Consider the following 17059-nt stretch of genomic DNA (forward strand, 5'->3'; position numbering starts at 1 on the left):
TCTATATAGGTGTTCAATAGCTGTCTAGGCCAATTAGCAGCCTCCACTTGCCGTTCAGACCGTGCTCTATGGAACCGGGCAATAGTGCAGAGCCTCTCGATGAACGGCTTACACAGCCTTGCCGTGTGTGGGGCAAAAAAAAGCCACCGATACGGTGGCTTGAAGTTGCGAGTTACATGGCTAGCAGAAGCTGATCACCTTCGACATAGCGTTTCAGTGGCCTATTTGGCAACTTAACCACCACATCTGGCAATTGAGCCATTACTAATCGCCGCCCTGTTTTGACCATCCGAACGAAGCTGAGATAAGTCACGTTAGGGTAGGCTACGTCACTAAAAACTGATGAGGGAGAAACCCCCTCCCCTGTCTCCAACTGACGTTGCAACCGGACTAGCTCGGTATCAAGATGCTTGCGCACCAATGAACCGACTTTGCCGCGGAGTTGCGATAAGCTGGCTGCAATCTGCCTTTTCCATCGCTTTTCCAGTTGCAGCGATGCTGCGTTGATCCCGCCGTTTGTTAACCGAGCGACCCTCACAGCAATCACAGAGGAAATCCTGCACTCCAGATCGAACCCTATACGTTTGGCTTGCTCTTGTGCCTCAACCTCCTGCTCAGCAAACAGAACATGCTCAACATCGGCCCAGAAGGCGGTGTTGTTCTGACGATGGTAGTCCAGCGTGAAGCTGATCCAACATAGCCTGCGCATTTGTCTCGCCCTGGCCAGATGTTTGATCTCGTGACGACGGTATTCCGCCTGGACGATTTGCCGGTACTCAGGGGTACTCAGAATTTCCAAGTCACTTCGGCAGTAGATGCCCATTAACGACTGGTCACCAGATAACCCCATTTGCCGCATACGTTGGCCACGTTGGGCCATCATATGCATATCTGCAACCTTGCTTGGTGTGATCTGCACCACACCAAAGCGCAGCAGATATAGAACTGCAGCAGTGTTCGTCATCTCACCAGCCTGGGCGGATTCTCTCATCCGGTCATACTCTTCCCAGATGATCCAGCTAGCAACATCACCATCAATGGTCAGTTGCTTTGCTGTCTCTACCGGCCCGATTGTGCGATTTCCATCATGAGTGCGAACCTTGGTGGCAGCCCTCCGATCGTCTTGGCCATCAAAGTAGGTGGCCGACAACATCGGATCGGACAGCCCATCGGTCAGCTCATCAGACCCCCATTTAAGATTTGGGATCTTCAGCCAAAACTCTTGCGGAATCTTGGTCGCCGGTACCGCTGTTGTTAACTCAACTTCTGTGAGCAGCTCTATGTTTCCATCCTCCCAGACACTGCGATAAATCTCTATCGCTTGGAATGGCGTTGAATGAAAGCAGTGGAAATCCCACAGCCAACTCACGTGTAACAACTGCTCAGGTGACACAATCCGGAACTGGGGTTTAGACATGCGCTGGTTATAGTCGTTGTCCTCAATTTCACCAAGGAGTAGTTTCATCTCCAGCTCCTCTGCCCTTTGCTGCTCCACATAGTCTGCAGAACAGCATAAACGCAGCAGTCGAGCTAAGAAACTAGGCGAAAACACGTCAGGCTGTACCTTAATGAATCCACCAGCGTAGATTGTCCTTCCAACAGGATGACGATCTTCCCAAGACCATTGCTTGACACCTAAAAGCCGTTGGATGTTGTTAAGGTTCACCATGTAGGCGTAACGGTCAACCAGGGTTTTAACCCCATTGACCTCATGATAAAGCATGTTTTCCATGCTTTTATCTGTACCACCTCGAAGGCAAGTCCAGCATCCAGTTCTAGCGCCGCAGGCATCAGAGACCTTCCTTTCGCTTGCACTCCAGATACATTCACCTGTTGCATCACGGTACAGCTCAGCCAGTTCTCTGTTATTGGCTTGGTAGCTTGGTAATGGCAAATGCGCTGATGCGTCGTTACCGCAGCTCATTAGCAGTTCCCACACATCCCCTTGCGACCAGTGCCGAATGGGGTATAGCTCCCACCCTGCACTTGTTTTGACCGGCGCTGTGGCGTGTCCTCCGCGCTTGGCGATATTACCAGCTCGGGTAGCGCCCTCTGCATCACGAGAACCCAGCACTAGACAAACCTTCTCACGCATATCTTTCGGCATGCGCTTGATCATCTGTGCCTTCACTCTGTTGCCTGTTGTTACCTTCAGGTCAATGCTGCATTGTGGCGAGGAGCTAGTGACATACGTGGGAAGGCCTCGGCCAGTCAAAACACGCCCTGTCCAAGACGATGCAAGACTTGGCTTGCCAACTACGATAGCCAGTGGCAATCGCTCCTTGTCGATGAGCTCCTGTATCGCGGCAAGCTGCCGGTCAGCGAGATTGCGCACTTCAGGATTCTCGACCTGTGTATCAGTGTGACTGATCCAGTGGTAGGCAGAGATCTCGTTGCCGCGGCCCTCACGAACTAGCCCTATCATCGCGAACAGCAGCAGATGTAGAGTACCCGTCGAATCCTTCCCCCCACTGAGCGCAAGAGAGATGGTAAACCCATCGAGTAAGGTGGCTCGGATGGCAAGTACAGCTTCAGTGATCATGCTGGACAGTGGCTGCCCGGTCGTATCACTGATCGCAGCCATCAGTTCCTCGTTGTTCAGCAAAGTTTCCCTCAGCTGATCCCACTTGTCGCCACGGTAAATTGTGGCCTGAGGCTGCGCCAAGGAGGGCTCCGCAATGCTGATTGCACAAGCTTGCTCATCAAGAAAATCGATGTGTTCGAAGAGATCGAAGTTGTCCATGTGTTGTCCTTAATTGGTTGCCCGGGTAGGGCGGGTTGGGGTTGGTCACTGGTGGCGCGTTACAGACCAAGCGCCATGAATGACCCGAGCGCAAAGCCCGGGGATTAGTTCAACTATCGAGATAGTCAGGGTGGTCTAGCAAAAACTGGTACGGATTCCCGTGGTATCGCAATAGCAGCGAAGCCCATTTCACACCACGCCTCCACGAACGAAGGTCAGTTAATTGATCAAGTCGCCCAGGAGCGTGATTGCGATATCCGAGTTTGATGGCATGAAGTACGCATTCATTAACAGAACTGAACAGTTCATGCGTGATGGGGCCATTGACATCGTAGAAGCTCACACGATACCCCCCCCGAGCAGAAGGCTCGGGGAAGACTACGGCTAGAGCCCCTTTCTCATCACTTAGCTCCAGAGAGAGCCCAGAGCCGCCGTTGGCTTCAATCAAGCTCAGACCGATCTGCACCCTAATCGAGTGCAAATAGTCTTGCATGACCTCCATGAGCCGGCCGAAGCAGATCTCTTGATCTTCAGGCTCACTGAATTTCGCCAGAAACTCGATCATCGAGGCGCTGGGTTCTTGACCTAACAGATCGTCATTAAAATGCGGACACTTCCGCACATGTGCTTTGGTTAAGAGCATCGGTTGTTCCTTAGAATTGCCTAGAGGCGGATTGGTATTGGTCGCGAGTGGCACGTTGCAGACCGAGTGCCATAGAGACAGCCAGGGCTGTTTCTGCATGTGCGCTGACGCCGGAGATATGCCGGTGAACGGACATGCAGAATCAACCTCGAGGGCTTGGGTGAAAGATCACGGGTAGGGCTCAGGGGGATGATGTGTGCCTGGCCAGCAGTCAATCGGACGATAGCCTGAACACGAAAAACCCCCAGCTTGGCCAGGGGTTTGTCTTGAGAGTATTGCTCCCGGGTTGATCGAATCACGGTACCAGGGACAGCTGTTGGGATACCCCGCCAACTCCTTGCCCCTCTCTTTGAATACGGTCAATTTCCTCAAGCATGATGTTGCGGATTTCCATTGCTCGATTGACCTCGACCACCAAACTGAAATGGCACTGGTGCAGAGGAACGCCCAACAACGCAGCAAGCTTCACATAGCCGCGTTTATTGTCTATGCGCCATTGTTCACACAGTTGGTCATAAGCTTGATGCAATATGCCACGCCAGCGGCGAGCGTCGCGGTCGGCCATCAAACCCAATGGCCATCCATCACCTTTGTGATAGCCACAGCTGCGGCCACAGGTGCAACGGTACATTGGGTAGCGATGGGCTTCCTGCCCTTTCCGGCTCACCTGCCGACCACAATCACAGGTGATCGTGAAAATAGGGCAATGCGCAGACTTGCGGCCGGCATGGTAGTCACAGATGAGCCTGGCAATGTAAGTTGCCTTCACTCGCTGGTCCTCTTTAAAGCCCGACTCTGCCGCAAGCCATGTCACGGCCTCTTCGGGCAGGCTCCAATCATCAGTCGATCCGTACCGGCGGCAAAGCCACTCACCGATCACTGCATACAGAAGCACATCAACACCATCGATGCCGCTTTGCTGGCATTGTTCTGCCAGTAGGCGGCGCAGTGCTTTGGGGGGGAGATAGTTCACATTGGACATATCAAGTTCCTTAATGGGGATTGCCTAGTTGGGCGGGTTGGGGTTGGTCGCGAGTGGCACATTGCAGACCGAGTACCATGAGACAGCCTTGGGCTGTTTCTGCATGTAAGCTGGCGCCGGAGAAATACCGGCGAACGGACATGCAGAATCAGCCTGCGAGGGCTTGGGTGATAGATCACGGGTGAGGAAGTCGGCAGAAGACCGGAGGATTGGAAGTTGGTGCCGAGCCAAGCGGCTCGTCCACTAATAGGCACCGAGGACTCAGACAGATTAACCTACGGGCCCGGTAATTGGCAACTAAGTGACCGTCCGGTTAGTTCAAAAAATGCCAGTCATGTCGGCGGGGTTGAAAAGTAACGATTTTATTTCTTGCATGAGCAGCTGCTATTCAGCGGGCTGGAGTAACACTTAATGCCAGTGGATAAGCTGCACAGTGGCAGTTTATCCACTTGGCCATCACATCAGGAGCCAGTAGCCGCTCCGGGTGAATCATCAGCTACCGGGGGTATCGGTGGTTGAGGTTTGAGGAGTTTGAGCCGGTTGCTCTGGTTCTTGCTGCTTCTGCCGTTTCTTATAAGGCCGGCGCTTGCCTGTGCTTGGTCGCCCTTGCGATGCCGCGACTAGATCCTGAATATCAATCCCGGAATCTGCCATTCTCTCGAATAGTTCGGTGATTTTGGCGGCCTTTTGATTTTGCTCCTCTTCCAGTCTCAGCAGCTCAAGCTCTTCATTCTCGATGTAGGTAGTCAGCAAGGCCTGCAGTTCTTTACGCTGCTCAAGCGTTCCAAGCTTCTTGGCTAGTGTCATAATGTTGCGCGGGGTATAGTCACGCTTGTTTTCTTGTTGCATCAGGCGTCCTTTAAGAAACCGTTATCCATTCCTCAGCCCAGAGGTGACTTCCGGGCCAGCAATCAAAACGCCTACATAATAGATGGACTGACCGCGGTATGCTAGCCAGCCAGCCCTGCACCTAATTAGGTGATTGACCCCAGGCGCACTTCTATCATCTCGAGATGCTTTCCTGAGGGGGCCAGCAAGTCTCGATTAAAACGAAATCTGTGTTTGACTGCCATGACAAGGTTTTTCTCACTCCCCCCCAATGCCGTACCGGTGCGATCAACGACCAACACAGTCTGACTCTCGCGATCAACCAAGCACAGCCATGGAGCTGGAGGCGGATTCATGATGTCCGATATGCTGAAATGAATCTCCTCTACGAAATTTAATTTCTGCATAATGCGGAGACGAACTTCTGTTGCCATAATGCGCAACCATGCATCATTGAACTCCCTTACATTTTCGGCGCAAAAATAAGGGAAATCCGGTGATAATATGGTCCCATACTTTCTGAAGTCCGGGGTCCAGCTTGGCGCCTGCATTGTGCCAAGTAATGTTTGCGCATATGCCGCATGGGTTTCCGACGCGAACAATGAAACGCGGTTCTCTAGCCAAGTTTCAACATCTTCTGGTTGAACCTCTTGGACCATAAATAAATCATTGTTAAATGACTTTTGAAGAAGGTACATATCTCATCTCTTAGCTCAGATGCCGTTACACAGGTCTAATTACAACGAAGACCTAGCCTTACGCGCATTGGCCATCACAGGTGCAGTAAAGCCACCGGGCTTGTGCGCGGCATAAAAATATTCCTGAGACAGGCTGATATAGCTGCAATCCTTATAATTAAAAATCAAATATCAGCATTCCTCTGCACACAGTTTAAGGCTGCAGCGGATAATGCAACCCGACCTTCCTGAGCCATAGGAAATGGCTCAGGAAGGGCTGGTTTGCCCTCTGACGAAAGAAAATAATATTTTATCTCCCCGGGATGTAGCTGACCGGAAGTATTTATACGTGAATGTTCTTGGTGTGTTCAGTGAAATAAGGGGGCCGTAAGCCCCCTAGTTTACAGGTTAATTAATATAGGTAATTGTCTGGCCGGTTAAGTTGCCGCTCATAATGGGCGTAGGTGGCTGTTGGGTTGAAATCCCAACCGTCATCTTCGTCCGTCATGGCCATCGAGATAACCTCATCCAGCCAGCCCTGCATTTCAAGCCACAGGAGCAGTTCATGTTCCTTGTGGCTCAGTTTTGAGCACCGTCGTAGATAGTTCCGCCTAGTGACTACCTGCCGGAAAATCCCAGCAAGCATGCGTTCGGGGTTGACATCTAACATGATGCAGCAATGCCTAAAGCTGAAGGGTGCAAGCTCTTGTTTGAACAACCATTCGATCCCCAACTCCCTCGATTCAGTGCCGCACTTTGGTGAAATCAGGCCATAAATGGCATCATTCAGTACAACACCGCATAGAGTTGCTATACCGTCATCGGACCAAACAAGCGAGCCCTCTTCAGGCCTGTCTTGCAGATCCGGTTGGTCTTCCTGGAACAGTTCCGGGAACAGCAACGGTAATGGCATTGCACTGTTATTGGTCAGTGAAACAGGCTCACTGACAACAGCCTTAGATTTCGTTGAGCCTTTTGGCTTTATTGCCCGTTCTGAGGGGATGAATAGCACATCCTTATCAGAATCAAACATGTCTCGTTGCCAAAGTATCATGGTGCCCTCCATAGAGAAGGAGGGCGGCCCGTAGGGCAGCCTCTCCCCTACGGTTCTTGGTTATGGGCTTTCGCCCGGGTTGGTGTTGGCCGCTAGCGCGATTTGCAGGCCTATTCGCGTGATCACCCGAGAGTAATTCGTCGTTTTCATCTATCTACGAATAACTCTTTCGAGAATGAGAAAGAGGACCAAAGGCCCTCATTCTGTTGTTACAAAGGTCTTAAACCGCGGCGAACCACGAGATCTTCATCCTTACCCATGAGTGACAGCCTCCATCTGGTCGAGAGCGGCTAGCACCCATGCGCGATCATCATCGCTCATTCTGGTTGACTTGAAGTACCCACGAAGAGCACCCCATTGCTTTGTCTGAACTGTCCGGCCAAAACCGATCCGGACATCCCCACGCAACCGATCTGAAGGTAAGTAACCACCCCATGGGAATTTGATAATTTCCTCTAGTGTGGTTGGTTTTGCATCGTCATGAGCCACCGGCGTTTCCGCTGGCTTCGCTTCGACCTGGGCGGCCGGCGTTTCTGCTGGCTTCGCTTCGACCTGGGCGGCCGGCGTTTCCGCTGGCTTCGCTTCGACCTGGGCGGCCGGCGTTTCCGCTGGCTTCGCTTCGACCTGGGCGGCCGGCGTTTCTGCTGGCTTCGCTTCGACCTGGGCGGCCGGCGTTTCTGCTGGCTTCGCTTCGACCTGGGCGGCCGGCGCTTCTGCTGGCTTCGCTTCGACCTGGGCGGCCGGCGCTTCTGCTGGCTTCGCTTCGACCTGGGCGGCCGGTCCACTATCTACGAGGACAGTAAGCCCCCCATCTTTAGGACTGATACTCGCTTGGCTTTCATCTGCTGCGTAAACGCCAGTTAATAACCGGATCGTTTGAGCAGTCGATTTGTGGCCCAACGACCTATTGGGCATATGGCACCAGGCTTCTGTATTGAAGAAGTTCTCAGCCAGATACTCCCGGTGCACAAACCGCCCGCCATCAGCAGCTACCAATGTAGTCTCAATCCACTCATGCCCACGAACATCTTTAGCCATCTCAGCGAAGGTAAGGATGTTTTCGGAGTAGGTATGGATGATCTCTCTGACGCCAGCCTGTTTTGCAAGCTGCAGCCATCCATCTACACGCAGCCCGATCTCAATCCCCAGGTTGGTGCGACGAGCAAACAACGTCCCATCGAAAGGGTTGAGCTGGGTGCGCTCGATGAACCGAATGGTCTTCTTGAAATCCAACGTAGTCGGACTGTAGCCAGCGCAGATCACTTCTAAGAACAACAGGTCTCGAAGCGTGTCATTAACTTCGTCGATCTGGACACCAAGAATTTTATCTACGGTTTGAATAGCCATGTTTTTCTCCAAAAAAAAAGCCTCGTCAATGCGAGGCTGGTTGGTGTTGCCATTTCAGGCTGATTGGTTAGGCGCGGCGACGGTGGTCATATTCCTGTTGCCGGGGTCCCTGCTGTTGCTGGGGGCTGGCCTGGTGTTGCTGGGGATGCCCCCAGTTTTGCTGAGGTTGTTGCGAGCGTGAGGCTTGTTGAGGTCTTTGAGACTGCTGACTCTGCTGACTCTGCTGACTCTGCTGAGGCCGCCCTTGCGAGTTTTTGGCAAAGCCGGACTGCTTCAAACAAGCTATTGCCTCGACCGGAATGTGTACGTTGATACACGCCACCTTAACCTTTAGCCCAGAACGGGTTACCCCACCCTGTTCCCAAGATTCAAAGGCGAGCCGCCCAGAAATTTCAAGATAGTCACCCTTCTTGATGGCTGGGGTTTTTTCCCCAGAAAGCTCCACCCGAATGAACTGGGTACGATCTACCCACTGTCCTGATTTGGGGTCCCGATAACCATCATCGATTGCGATGGTTGCCGGGCCATACGGTCCATATTGACCCATCCGGATGTCGGCATGGCTCACGTAACCGCCAAGCCTCACCTCGTTTGTCTTGTTGCTCATTCTCATAGTCGTAATCCTATGTGGTTGATGTTGGGTGGCTGTACGCCTGCGACTTAAAACCCCTATCGCTCTTTGCCACTTGGCAAATCATCTCAGGAAAAAGCGTGCTTTCCTGAGCCGATTCACATAACTGCATGCGATAAGAGGCTGCCCTGGGGCAGCCTCTTTGTCACATTGGACGTGCTTGAGGGAAATCTTGTTCCCGTGAGTATTCAGCAGGCTGGTACGCCTGCTGTTCGACTTCATTTTCATCTGAGCTTTGGGGATGAAGGTTCATCCCTGCAGCCTGGGCGCGCCAACTAGCCTCTGCCTGAGCAGGTCTAGCAGGTCTAGCGGGCCTCGCGGCCGCGGGATTGACGGTAGCGCCGACGACCCCTGCTGCACGAAGACGTTCCTCAACAGCGCTCTCTACTGCTGCTTTAAAACGTACCTCCGACAACTCATTACTAAACTCTTGTTTGATGATGTCTGCAGCCATTGTGGCGGCTTCTGCCATCATGGCTTTTTTGCGATGGCCATCCAGTTCGCGCTGGTCAGCCTCAGTGCTTTTGAGCAGTTGTTCCCTCATTCCGCCGGCAAAGGCAAAAACGAGAATAGCGAAGAACCCCAAGACTATGATGGTTTCCATATTGCCTACCTTAAAATCTGGCGTGAGCCTAGTTAAGAGTTAACCTGTTGGTTGGGTTTGATGTGCGTGGTGCCGAATGGCTGCTAGATGGTTACACGGACTAGCTATTCAGGCATGTTGCCCGAAATTCATCATGCCGATACAACCAAGTATGGGTATGTAGAATCAAGGGAAACTGCATGATGCTGACGTATGATGGAATTGAGTGTGCAAGCCCCTGAAAAGGGGACTTGCAAATCACCAGGAACGAAATTTGGCTTTCGTGGGGTGGGATAAAGTGAGGGATCGCCATACGGCAATCACAGGTTTTGAAATCTGCCACCCGGCGATGCAGCAGGCAGAGAAAACGGCGAGTTCACCAGCGAAGGTTATGTCCATGAAATTTCCTATCGTGTCGTGGGTACATCAAACCACTCAGAAAGCAGTTTGATGTACCCACGACAAGGAAATTGGACGCTGGGATCTGTCAACAGACAGGGCGACTTGCTTAACCCCTTGGTCGCCTACTACTGCATAGCAGTAATTACTTTATAATCTCGCACGTTGATGGAAAATTTACAACCCCCAGCTTGCTCACTACTAGCCACGGGAGTCTTCGGCATGCGATCCAGGTGTTGTTCGCTGTAACCCTGCCCAGTGAAGCTCCCCCCCCCGCCGACCATCAATCTCTCAACAATCGCTCACCTCGTGCTTGCACCCTGTCAGGTTGCGATAATATGGAGCGGTAAGTCCTTCCGCTGAAATGAGACGAGGGTAGCCGGAATGAACGACAGGAAACTGGTGAGTGCCAGCAAAATCGGCAAGATGGCATGGTGTCCGCATGGCAGCAGCCTACAAGAACAAGGGGTGATTGCGAGTGCTCAGAGCCAGGCAAAGGCTGACTATGGCACAGCAAGTCATGAGAGCGTGACCGCGGCGGTGTTCGAACAACAAACACAGGACCAGCGCTGCTTCGTAGCGAGTTATGCACTAGGGTCGAACCATCCAGCAACACAGCGACTACGGGATTGGCGAGATAGCTATCTGAGCCATCATTACCTTGGCCGCATATTGATCAAGGCTTACTATGCATTGTCCCCCTTCGCCATCAAGTTGCTATCTCCCCTCCCGGGTGCACAGACTGCAGTTGCCTCACTGGTCCTGGCTTTCGCCCGGATGGTGGCAGGAAATAAGGATGCATAATTATGGCATTTCTCATTGCCTTCGTGGTTTTTGTCGCACTGTTGTACCTGGCTCGGCGCAGGTCACATCGGCCTGGCTCACCTTTAGGGATTGAGGGCAAGATAGTTTATGCCGACCAAGGGCGAAAATCGAAGCTGTTCATCAACAAAAAGTACGGAATAACAGCGAAACCTGACTTCATCATTGCCACCCAGAACGGTCAAAACGTGATGGTTGAATACAAGAGCCGTGCGGGCCGAGTGTACCAATCTGACATTGTTCAACTGTTGGCATCCGTCCTCGCTGCACGTTCAGAAATGCCGATCCATCGAGCAGTAGTCGTAACCAAGGGGACCCGGCGTGAGGTGGTGCTGGGGAGCGACGAGCAGATATTCAAGGAAATATCAAAATTTGTTTTGTTGGCTCGACGAGCTCAAGAGGGAGAAATTATCAAGATATTCTCATCTCATCCAGGAGTGTGCCGAAGCTGCTCGGTTGCACACAGCTGCCAACGTTGATAGGGGGTGATGAAAGTGATCAATCAGATATGCACCAATGCCTTGATTTGGGTTGAAAGAAAATCAGGAAATCTGATGCCTGTAAATGGACCTCTTGCATTTTCATATGTGGTCTACCAACTTACAAAGTCCACAGAAGCTGACTATGCAATCAATCAAATTCAATTAGTCTCAGGGTTGTTCACAGTAAAGGCTCATCATGGTGGATTGTCATTCAGTATCTTGGCTGGATGCATAATGCTACTTAGTGTCGTGGCTATTGCAAAAATTTGCCATAGGTTACGTTGGCCAATGCTCGGTGGTAGGGTGTCCATAGCTGCAGTTCTCCTGCCTGCTCTGGTTGCCTGGTGGATGTACTCCTTGTTCTATTGGCAAACAACTAGCGGGGATCTGTTCCTGCTGTACCCTGCCATGTTTGGCATCTGTTTTACGGTTCTGTTTTTGGCATTCAAGGTGCCATTCATTACGATTGTGGTTGGAATTTTCTCGGCCATTTACTTGAGAAACTCAAGCGCATTCTCCGCTGACCATGATTCGGGTAGGTCTGAATCTGACAGGGCAGAGGCTGAACTTGAAAACCAATACGATTGGCATCGTAATGGGGTTGATGACTGAACCACTATCCATCAGAATCGAAAGTGGGGCCAAAGGCCCCATTTTCATATCGTGAACATTTGTGGTCTATCAACGTCATTTCATGAATGAGGCTCCCATTTTTGTGGCTAGTCCGGCCCCCCCCTTGGCCATTGAGAGCAGTTTCCCGACGTTCCCAGATGAACCACCAAAGTCGGCGCCATGCGACCCAATTCCCGGCATGACAACCTGTATGCCGACCAGCCCCAGGATGAAGAACCAGACCCATGGCAAATAGGTGTAGAGCTGAAGAGCTGCGGCACGAGCATATGTTCCATTCGTGGAAACGGTAGCAAATATAACATCAACCAAACTTCCTACCCAGGTTGCCAACGCCACGATCGCAGCAGTGAACTCAACCCCGAAATAGAGACCCGCAAGCAGCAGGGTAACTTTGATGTCGAAGCCTCTAAATACCAAGATGATGGGTATAACCAACAGAAGAATCATTTGCGCAACAGCCATCTGAATCGGGATAGACTGGCGGAACACAATTGCGTCTGGAGCGTTGACAGCATTCGCAACCGATGTTGTGAATGCGGCGATCATCTGAGCAATTTCACTATCCTCATTGTTGGATCTGGTACCCACACTATCTTCAACGACTATCTTACCGCCTGGTAATTGGAAGGCATCACCAATAGCTCTTTTGGTACTACCAATCATCTCACCAGCAAGCCGATACGCGATCTCTTGCTCTGAGAGATTATGTTTTTCGGCCATCTGCTTCAGCATGACAGGAAAGCCATCGGTTTGATTTAGGCGCTGCAAGCTACTATCCATCAAATGAACAAAGGCTTGATTGCACCCCAGTATTGTTTGTCCGCCAGAACTATCACCGGTCATACCCAGGCCGGCGGCAACCTCACTATTAACGAGAACAACACTCCCTTCCTTCTTGTACTGAGCGATGAAATCAGGATGGCCTATCCACCAGGCACCATCAAACTTCGAACCCTGGGACACTTTGCCGGAAGCGGGTGCGAGACAACTCTTGCCCCATTGTTGGGCTAGTTCTCGATCTTGTGGGTTAGTGAAATTTGCGGTATTTACGTTTGAATTTATTGCTGCGATGTCCTCAGCGCATGGTGTTGTCGAGATAACCACGTTTGTGGTGATACTTGAGAAGTCATGCACGGCAGCCCAAAACAATGGCGCCTTGGTACTCGAGCTATTGAAATTTCCGACCATACTGATAACAGAGTTTGTTGGATTTGGTGCACCAGGATCAACACACGAATTTGCAGGCCGTGTTGTGATATTGCTTGTCACATCCACCACAGGAATAAAGGCCAGAATAAATACAGTAAATATGCCGAGTAAGCGCTTCCTCAGGAATTTAACGGCTAGCTCTCCGGCATTCCCTTCATCATCCCCCTGGGTCATGGCCTCAACTATAGACTGAACTATAGCCACAAAGAATGGAGCATAGACTAGGCCGCTTACACACAATGCTTCAACTACAACATCCATCATGTGTACCCCCATCAAGAGGGTGTACGGATCAATCCAATGGTTCGCGATCATGATGATTTTCCGCCCGACTTCATGAATGACTTGCCGGCGGAGTTCGCCATGCTTCCCGCTTGTTGCTGGATGCGAGCGCCTGTATTGAGCCCAGAGCTTACGTTCTGCTCCACTCCTTGAGAGGCACTTCCTATCATCTGGCTACCACCCTTAATGCCGACATATGCCATAAGGGCCATCCACAACTTTGGTAGCAAGTCATATGAGGTGTAACCAACTCTGGTCAAGATGCTTTCTTGCAGCCCAGACACGAATGTTGCAGAGCCCGCCCCAACCCCACCGTTTATACTTGAGTAGAAGAATAGATTGAGGGTGTTATCCATCCAGGTGGCCAGATTTACAAAGACCAACGTGAATTCAAGCCCAAAGTATGTAGCACTGATAGCAAGAGCGGTTTTTATATTGAAACCAGAGAATACCAGCAAAATTGGCGTGGCCATAATAAGAGCCATCTGCATAACACAGATTTGGATCGGTGTTGTATTCTTCAACACAATCGTGCCCGGCGCCTTTAGCAAATTTCCCACCGCAGTTCCTAGCCACCCAATCATCTCCTTCATGTAACCAGAAGCGCTGTCTGGTGCAACAGTGTGGTCTGTTTCGCCTGCGAATAGATTAGTGAGTTGGGCGCTTGCTTGTGGTTGCACTTTGGCTACCTTCGACATCGCCAACTTCTTCTCTGTCTCTGAGTCTTGTGAAGCGTTTATCAATATTTCCAGTGACCCTTGCGACTGGCTTCTTGCAGCCGAAACTGCTGCAGCCTCTATATGCTGGTATGCGACATCGCAATTTAGCCTCACCTCACCGCCTTCAGATAGCCCAACCGGCAAGCCAGCTGCGATAGCGGACTCCCTGCTTATTAAAACCGTATTTTGTTCCTTCTTATAAAATTCACGCAGTGACTGGGAGCCAGCCCAGGTAGAGTCGTCAAGACTTCCTCTACGGGTTGCATCACCAACTGCCGGACTGAGGCATGCTCGTTGCCAACTATCAGCGATCGTCTGGTCATAGCTATTTTCGAGATTTGCTGCCTGAATATTCACAGAAGCCATCTGCAAGTCAGCTGCACAAGGTGTATTGGCAATAACTGTGTTTGTAAATGTCGAAGAATAGTCATGAACCGCGAGCCACCAAACCGGCACTTTGGTGTAACCCCCTTGAAAATTCCCCATCATCATTTGCTGGTTAGTTGTTGGAGGTGCCTGGATTCGCTGATCTCCATCACAAGAATAGTTGCTAATGTTGACATCAAATCTCATCTGGCTGTTCGCCATTGGAACGAAGGCTAGAATAAACACTGGAAAAATGATCAATAGCTCTTTGCGAAGAAATTTCACCGCTAATTCACCGGCATTACCCTCATCCACGCCCTGAGTCATTGCCTCAACAATTGATTTAACGATCGCAACAAAAAATGGTGCATAAACCAATCCACTGGAGCAAAGAATTTCTGTGATCACACCCATTGAGTGCACACCCATCATAAGCGTGTACGGTTCAATCCACTCATTTACAATCATCAGAGTGCCCCATGCATTATTTCAACCGCAGTGAATGCCACAGCCATAAGGATTTGGCTTTGCCACAATAATTTCCTCCCATCTTTGGTTAATTCCTTTTTTGTTGCACGCTCTATTATTTTCGGGAGTGCAATTATTAGAATTGGCACAATGATCCATTTTGCCACTGTGGCACAACGGGCAAATTGCTGCCAAGCCTCACTATCAGTGTCGACAAGAAGTATCAACAATATCGAACAAAATAACACCGCAAGTATATAAATAACAAAAAGGAGGTATTTTCTCATTTCAGCTCCAGGGGTTTATAGAGAAAGCAATGGATAACCATTGCTTTCTACTGAAAGATATTAATTTGCAGTGCCAACAGGTAATTCATTAGTTGGTGTTCTGAACGAGCCCGGTTTGTTCTCCAGATTTGCTCTGCGCAAAATGTCTATCTGTGCGCTGCCGGCGAGCTCCTTCTTGAAGCGAAGTTCACGCTCAAGTAGGTCCATCTCCTGGATGAGCAGGGCTCTTTTGTGGAGTGCTTCAGACCGAACCGCTTCGTTGTTAGTCACGCTTTCATCCCTCAAACCAGCATCCATGATCCGTACAGAGTGAAGAAGTTTTTCGTAAGTGTTGGCCATTGAGATATCGGTCGCCAGTGCCGATACATAGGCCGCCTGTTCTGTTGGATGAATTTGCTTAATCGCAAGCAACAGGTCCCGGGTCACCTTAATACTCGATGTCGATGCGCTCTCGAGATCCTTGGTGGTGATGTTAGAACTAGGTCGCCTTGCAAGATCGAGAAGCTTGGCATTGGTTGCTTCAAACTCCTTGGCATATGCCGCTTTCGCACCTATGCCTCTATCCTCTTCACGAGGGGAAGCGTCACTGTCGGTATACATCCTGGTTTCACCCACAACATCCGAGATGAAGCTGTTGGCCTCCCGGGGTGACTTGAATACGGCCCCCATCCCCATAGCGTTAGTGGCTGATGTAGGTAAGGGTGAGCTATCGGTCGCAGCACGGCCTGCTAACGCATTGAACCCAGCATATGACGTGTGTTCGGTTACCTTGATAGGTTTACCAATCATTCCTCTCTTCTCAACACCGAACTCAACGCCTTTCTTGCCATCGTCATAACTCCGCCCGGCCGAACCATCCTTAAAGACGAGATCCTTTAACTGATAGTTTCCGTTCGCGTGCTTCTTGATGGCCTCCGCATATTCCTCACTCACTGTTAGATTCTTGAGAGCCCCAGCCGGCAATGCATCGAAAACCCCCTGCTGCATCTCCTGGCAGGTCATTACGTTGGTATTGAAAGCATCTGTAGCCGTCATACTCCCTGACATCAAACTGTCATAGAGATCAGGATTCGCTCTCTGAATTGCCATCCCGATGAGGCTAGTGGGATTCACTGCAGCCATCAGTTGACCAACCAGTGATGATTGCAGCTGTTTGAAGGAGCCGGAGTTAAAGCTGCCAAGCAATTCACTGTTCAAGCTCATAGCAGAACACGATAGATCTGCATTCCAACCGGCGGATGCTTTGCTGAATGGTTCGGTCGATGATGGTGCATCGATGGGTCGGCCACCACCAATCCGCTGATTTATTACAGCTCGCTCATCAAACTGAGCAGCCCAAGTTGCCCCACTAACCAAGGCTAGTAGACAAGCCACTGATAAAATTCGTTTTTGCATCGTCATCCCCAAGTTCATGAAACAGCCTACTTTAACTTGCTTGACTCAGAGAAATGGGGTGCATAAATGGACGTGGATTATCCTTCTTGCCAGAAGTTGCATTGCTTCAAGACCGTGATAACGTGGCCCCTGGTAATTGAAGGAGTTGTTTTATGGGTCAAGTCAAGCTTCCAAAGCCTGTCTACTACGATGATCTGAAGCATGCAGACACCGGGCACGAAATGTTCAGCTACCTTGTATTGGCGGCAGATCATTACCAAGTGCTGCATATTTCGGGATGATCTGGCCAGCGATTTCGGCATGAGTCGGCCACCCATTTCGGTATCATCCGGCCACTGATTTCGGCTTCATCCGGCCACCTGTTTCGGTATCGTCCGGCCAGTTTGTTCTTCCTTCGTTTTACGGTCTTTGGCATAACAGTTTTTTAACTGTTTGCCGGAGTAGTCATGACACGTAAAAAGAAAATGGTAAGGACAGATATGCAAACTTATCTGGATATATTCCGCCTG

General features: G+C 50.7%; 17 protein-coding genes. 4 read left to right on the forward strand and 13 right to left on the reverse strand.

The genetic code is table 11. The features are described 5' to 3' along the window. Positions 1–172 precede the first annotated feature (172 nt). The 9 genes from I6L32_RS22540 to I6L32_RS22580 form a co-directional block, all read right to left on the reverse strand. The gene (locus tag I6L32_RS22540; protein WP_216945362.1) at positions 173–2743 is read right to left on the reverse strand and encodes a phosphoadenosine phosphosulfate reductase; all 2571 of its coding nucleotides are present in this window, start codon (positions 2741–2743) and stop codon (positions 173–175) included. A gap of 109 nt (positions 2744–2852) precedes the next feature. Further along, positions 2853–3386: a hypothetical protein gene (locus I6L32_RS22545; protein ID WP_210537750.1), complete on the reverse strand. Its 534-nt coding sequence runs from the start codon at positions 3384–3386 to the stop codon at positions 2853–2855. A gap of 295 nt (positions 3387–3681) precedes the next feature. Further along, complete coding sequence (locus I6L32_RS22550; protein ID WP_210537752.1) at positions 3682–4368, reverse strand: zinc-finger-containing protein; 687 nt, start codon at positions 4366–4368, stop codon at positions 3682–3684. A gap of 492 nt (positions 4369–4860) precedes the next feature. Further along, on the reverse strand, positions 4861–5217 hold the full coding sequence (locus I6L32_RS22555) for a hypothetical protein (protein ID WP_216945364.1): 357 nt from the start codon (positions 5215–5217) through the stop codon (positions 4861–4863). 125 nt (positions 5218–5342) lie between these two features. Then, the gene (locus I6L32_RS22560; protein WP_210537756.1) at positions 5343–5894 is read right to left on the reverse strand and encodes a hypothetical protein; all 552 of its coding nucleotides are present in this window, start codon (positions 5892–5894) and stop codon (positions 5343–5345) included. A 391-nt stretch (positions 5895–6285) separates the two neighbouring features. Beyond that, positions 6286–6927 (reverse strand): hypothetical protein, encoded by a 642-nt coding sequence (locus tag I6L32_RS22565; RefSeq protein WP_210537758.1) that lies wholly within the window; start codon positions 6925–6927, stop codon positions 6286–6288. Between the two features lie 252 nt (positions 6928–7179). Further along, entirely contained in the window at positions 7180–8274 is a 1095-nt protein-coding gene (locus I6L32_RS23450; protein WP_210537815.1) for a hypothetical protein, read from the reverse strand. A 67-nt stretch (positions 8275–8341) separates the two neighbouring features. Then, positions 8342–8881, reverse strand: coding sequence for a single-stranded DNA-binding protein (locus tag I6L32_RS22575; RefSeq protein ID WP_210537760.1), 540 nt, complete (start codon positions 8879–8881; stop codon positions 8342–8344). Between the two features lie 169 nt (positions 8882–9050). After that, on the reverse strand, positions 9051–9509 hold the full coding sequence (locus tag I6L32_RS22580; protein WP_210537762.1) for a hypothetical protein: 459 nt from the start codon (positions 9507–9509) through the stop codon (positions 9051–9053). Positions 9510–10271: 762 nt separating this feature from the next. Between I6L32_RS22580 and I6L32_RS22585 the strand changes: the two genes are divergently transcribed. The 3 genes from I6L32_RS22585 to I6L32_RS22595 are packed head-to-tail and all read left to right on the forward strand — an operon-like array spanning position 10272 to position 11803. Further along, entirely contained in the window at positions 10272–10691 is a 420-nt protein-coding gene (locus I6L32_RS22585; RefSeq protein ID WP_210537770.1) for a CFI-box-CTERM domain-containing protein, read from the forward strand. Positions 10692–10693: 2 nt separating this feature from the next. Continuing rightward, positions 10694–11188, forward strand: coding sequence for a PD-(D/E)XK nuclease family protein (locus tag I6L32_RS22590; protein WP_210537776.1), 495 nt, complete (start codon positions 10694–10696; stop codon positions 11186–11188). Positions 11189–11197: 9 nt separating this feature from the next. Continuing rightward, positions 11198–11803 (forward strand): hypothetical protein, encoded by a 606-nt coding sequence (locus I6L32_RS22595; protein ID WP_210537778.1) that lies wholly within the window; start codon positions 11198–11200, stop codon positions 11801–11803. Between the two features lie 75 nt (positions 11804–11878). Here the strand turns inward: I6L32_RS22595 and I6L32_RS22600 are convergent, their stop codons facing one another. From I6L32_RS22600 to I6L32_RS22615, 4 genes are read right to left on the reverse strand one after another with little or no spacing between them, the layout of a single operon-like run. Further along, positions 11879–13348: a conjugal transfer protein TraG N-terminal domain-containing protein gene (locus I6L32_RS22600; RefSeq protein ID WP_210537780.1), complete on the reverse strand. Its 1470-nt coding sequence runs from the start codon at positions 13346–13348 to the stop codon at positions 11879–11881. After that, complete coding sequence (locus I6L32_RS22605; RefSeq protein WP_210537782.1) at positions 13345–14868, reverse strand: conjugal transfer protein TraG N-terminal domain-containing protein; 1524 nt, start codon at positions 14866–14868, stop codon at positions 13345–13347. The genes I6L32_RS22600 and I6L32_RS22605 overlap by 4 nt, the downstream gene beginning before the upstream one ends. Further along, positions 14868–15155, reverse strand: coding sequence for a hypothetical protein (locus tag I6L32_RS22610; RefSeq protein WP_210537784.1), 288 nt, complete (start codon positions 15153–15155; stop codon positions 14868–14870). Before I6L32_RS22610 ends, I6L32_RS22605 begins: the two co-directional genes overlap by 1 nt. Positions 15156–15215: 60 nt before the next feature. Further along, entirely contained in the window at positions 15216–16556 is a 1341-nt protein-coding gene (locus I6L32_RS22615) for a hypothetical protein (RefSeq protein ID WP_210537786.1), read from the reverse strand. Positions 16557–16702: 146 nt separating this feature from the next. Here I6L32_RS22615 and I6L32_RS23585 point away from each other — a divergent pair, with 146 nt between their 5' ends. Further along, a complete protein-coding gene (locus I6L32_RS23585; protein WP_302056402.1) occupies positions 16703–16831 on the forward strand; it encodes a hypothetical protein in 129 nt (42 codons plus the stop codon). Positions 16832–17059 lie beyond the last annotated feature (228 nt).

The sequence above is a fragment of the Aeromonas sp. FDAARGOS 1402 genome, from assembly GCF_019046925.1.
In the GTDB taxonomy this organism is placed as follows: domain Bacteria; phylum Pseudomonadota; class Gammaproteobacteria; order Enterobacterales; family Aeromonadaceae; genus Aeromonas; species Aeromonas caviae.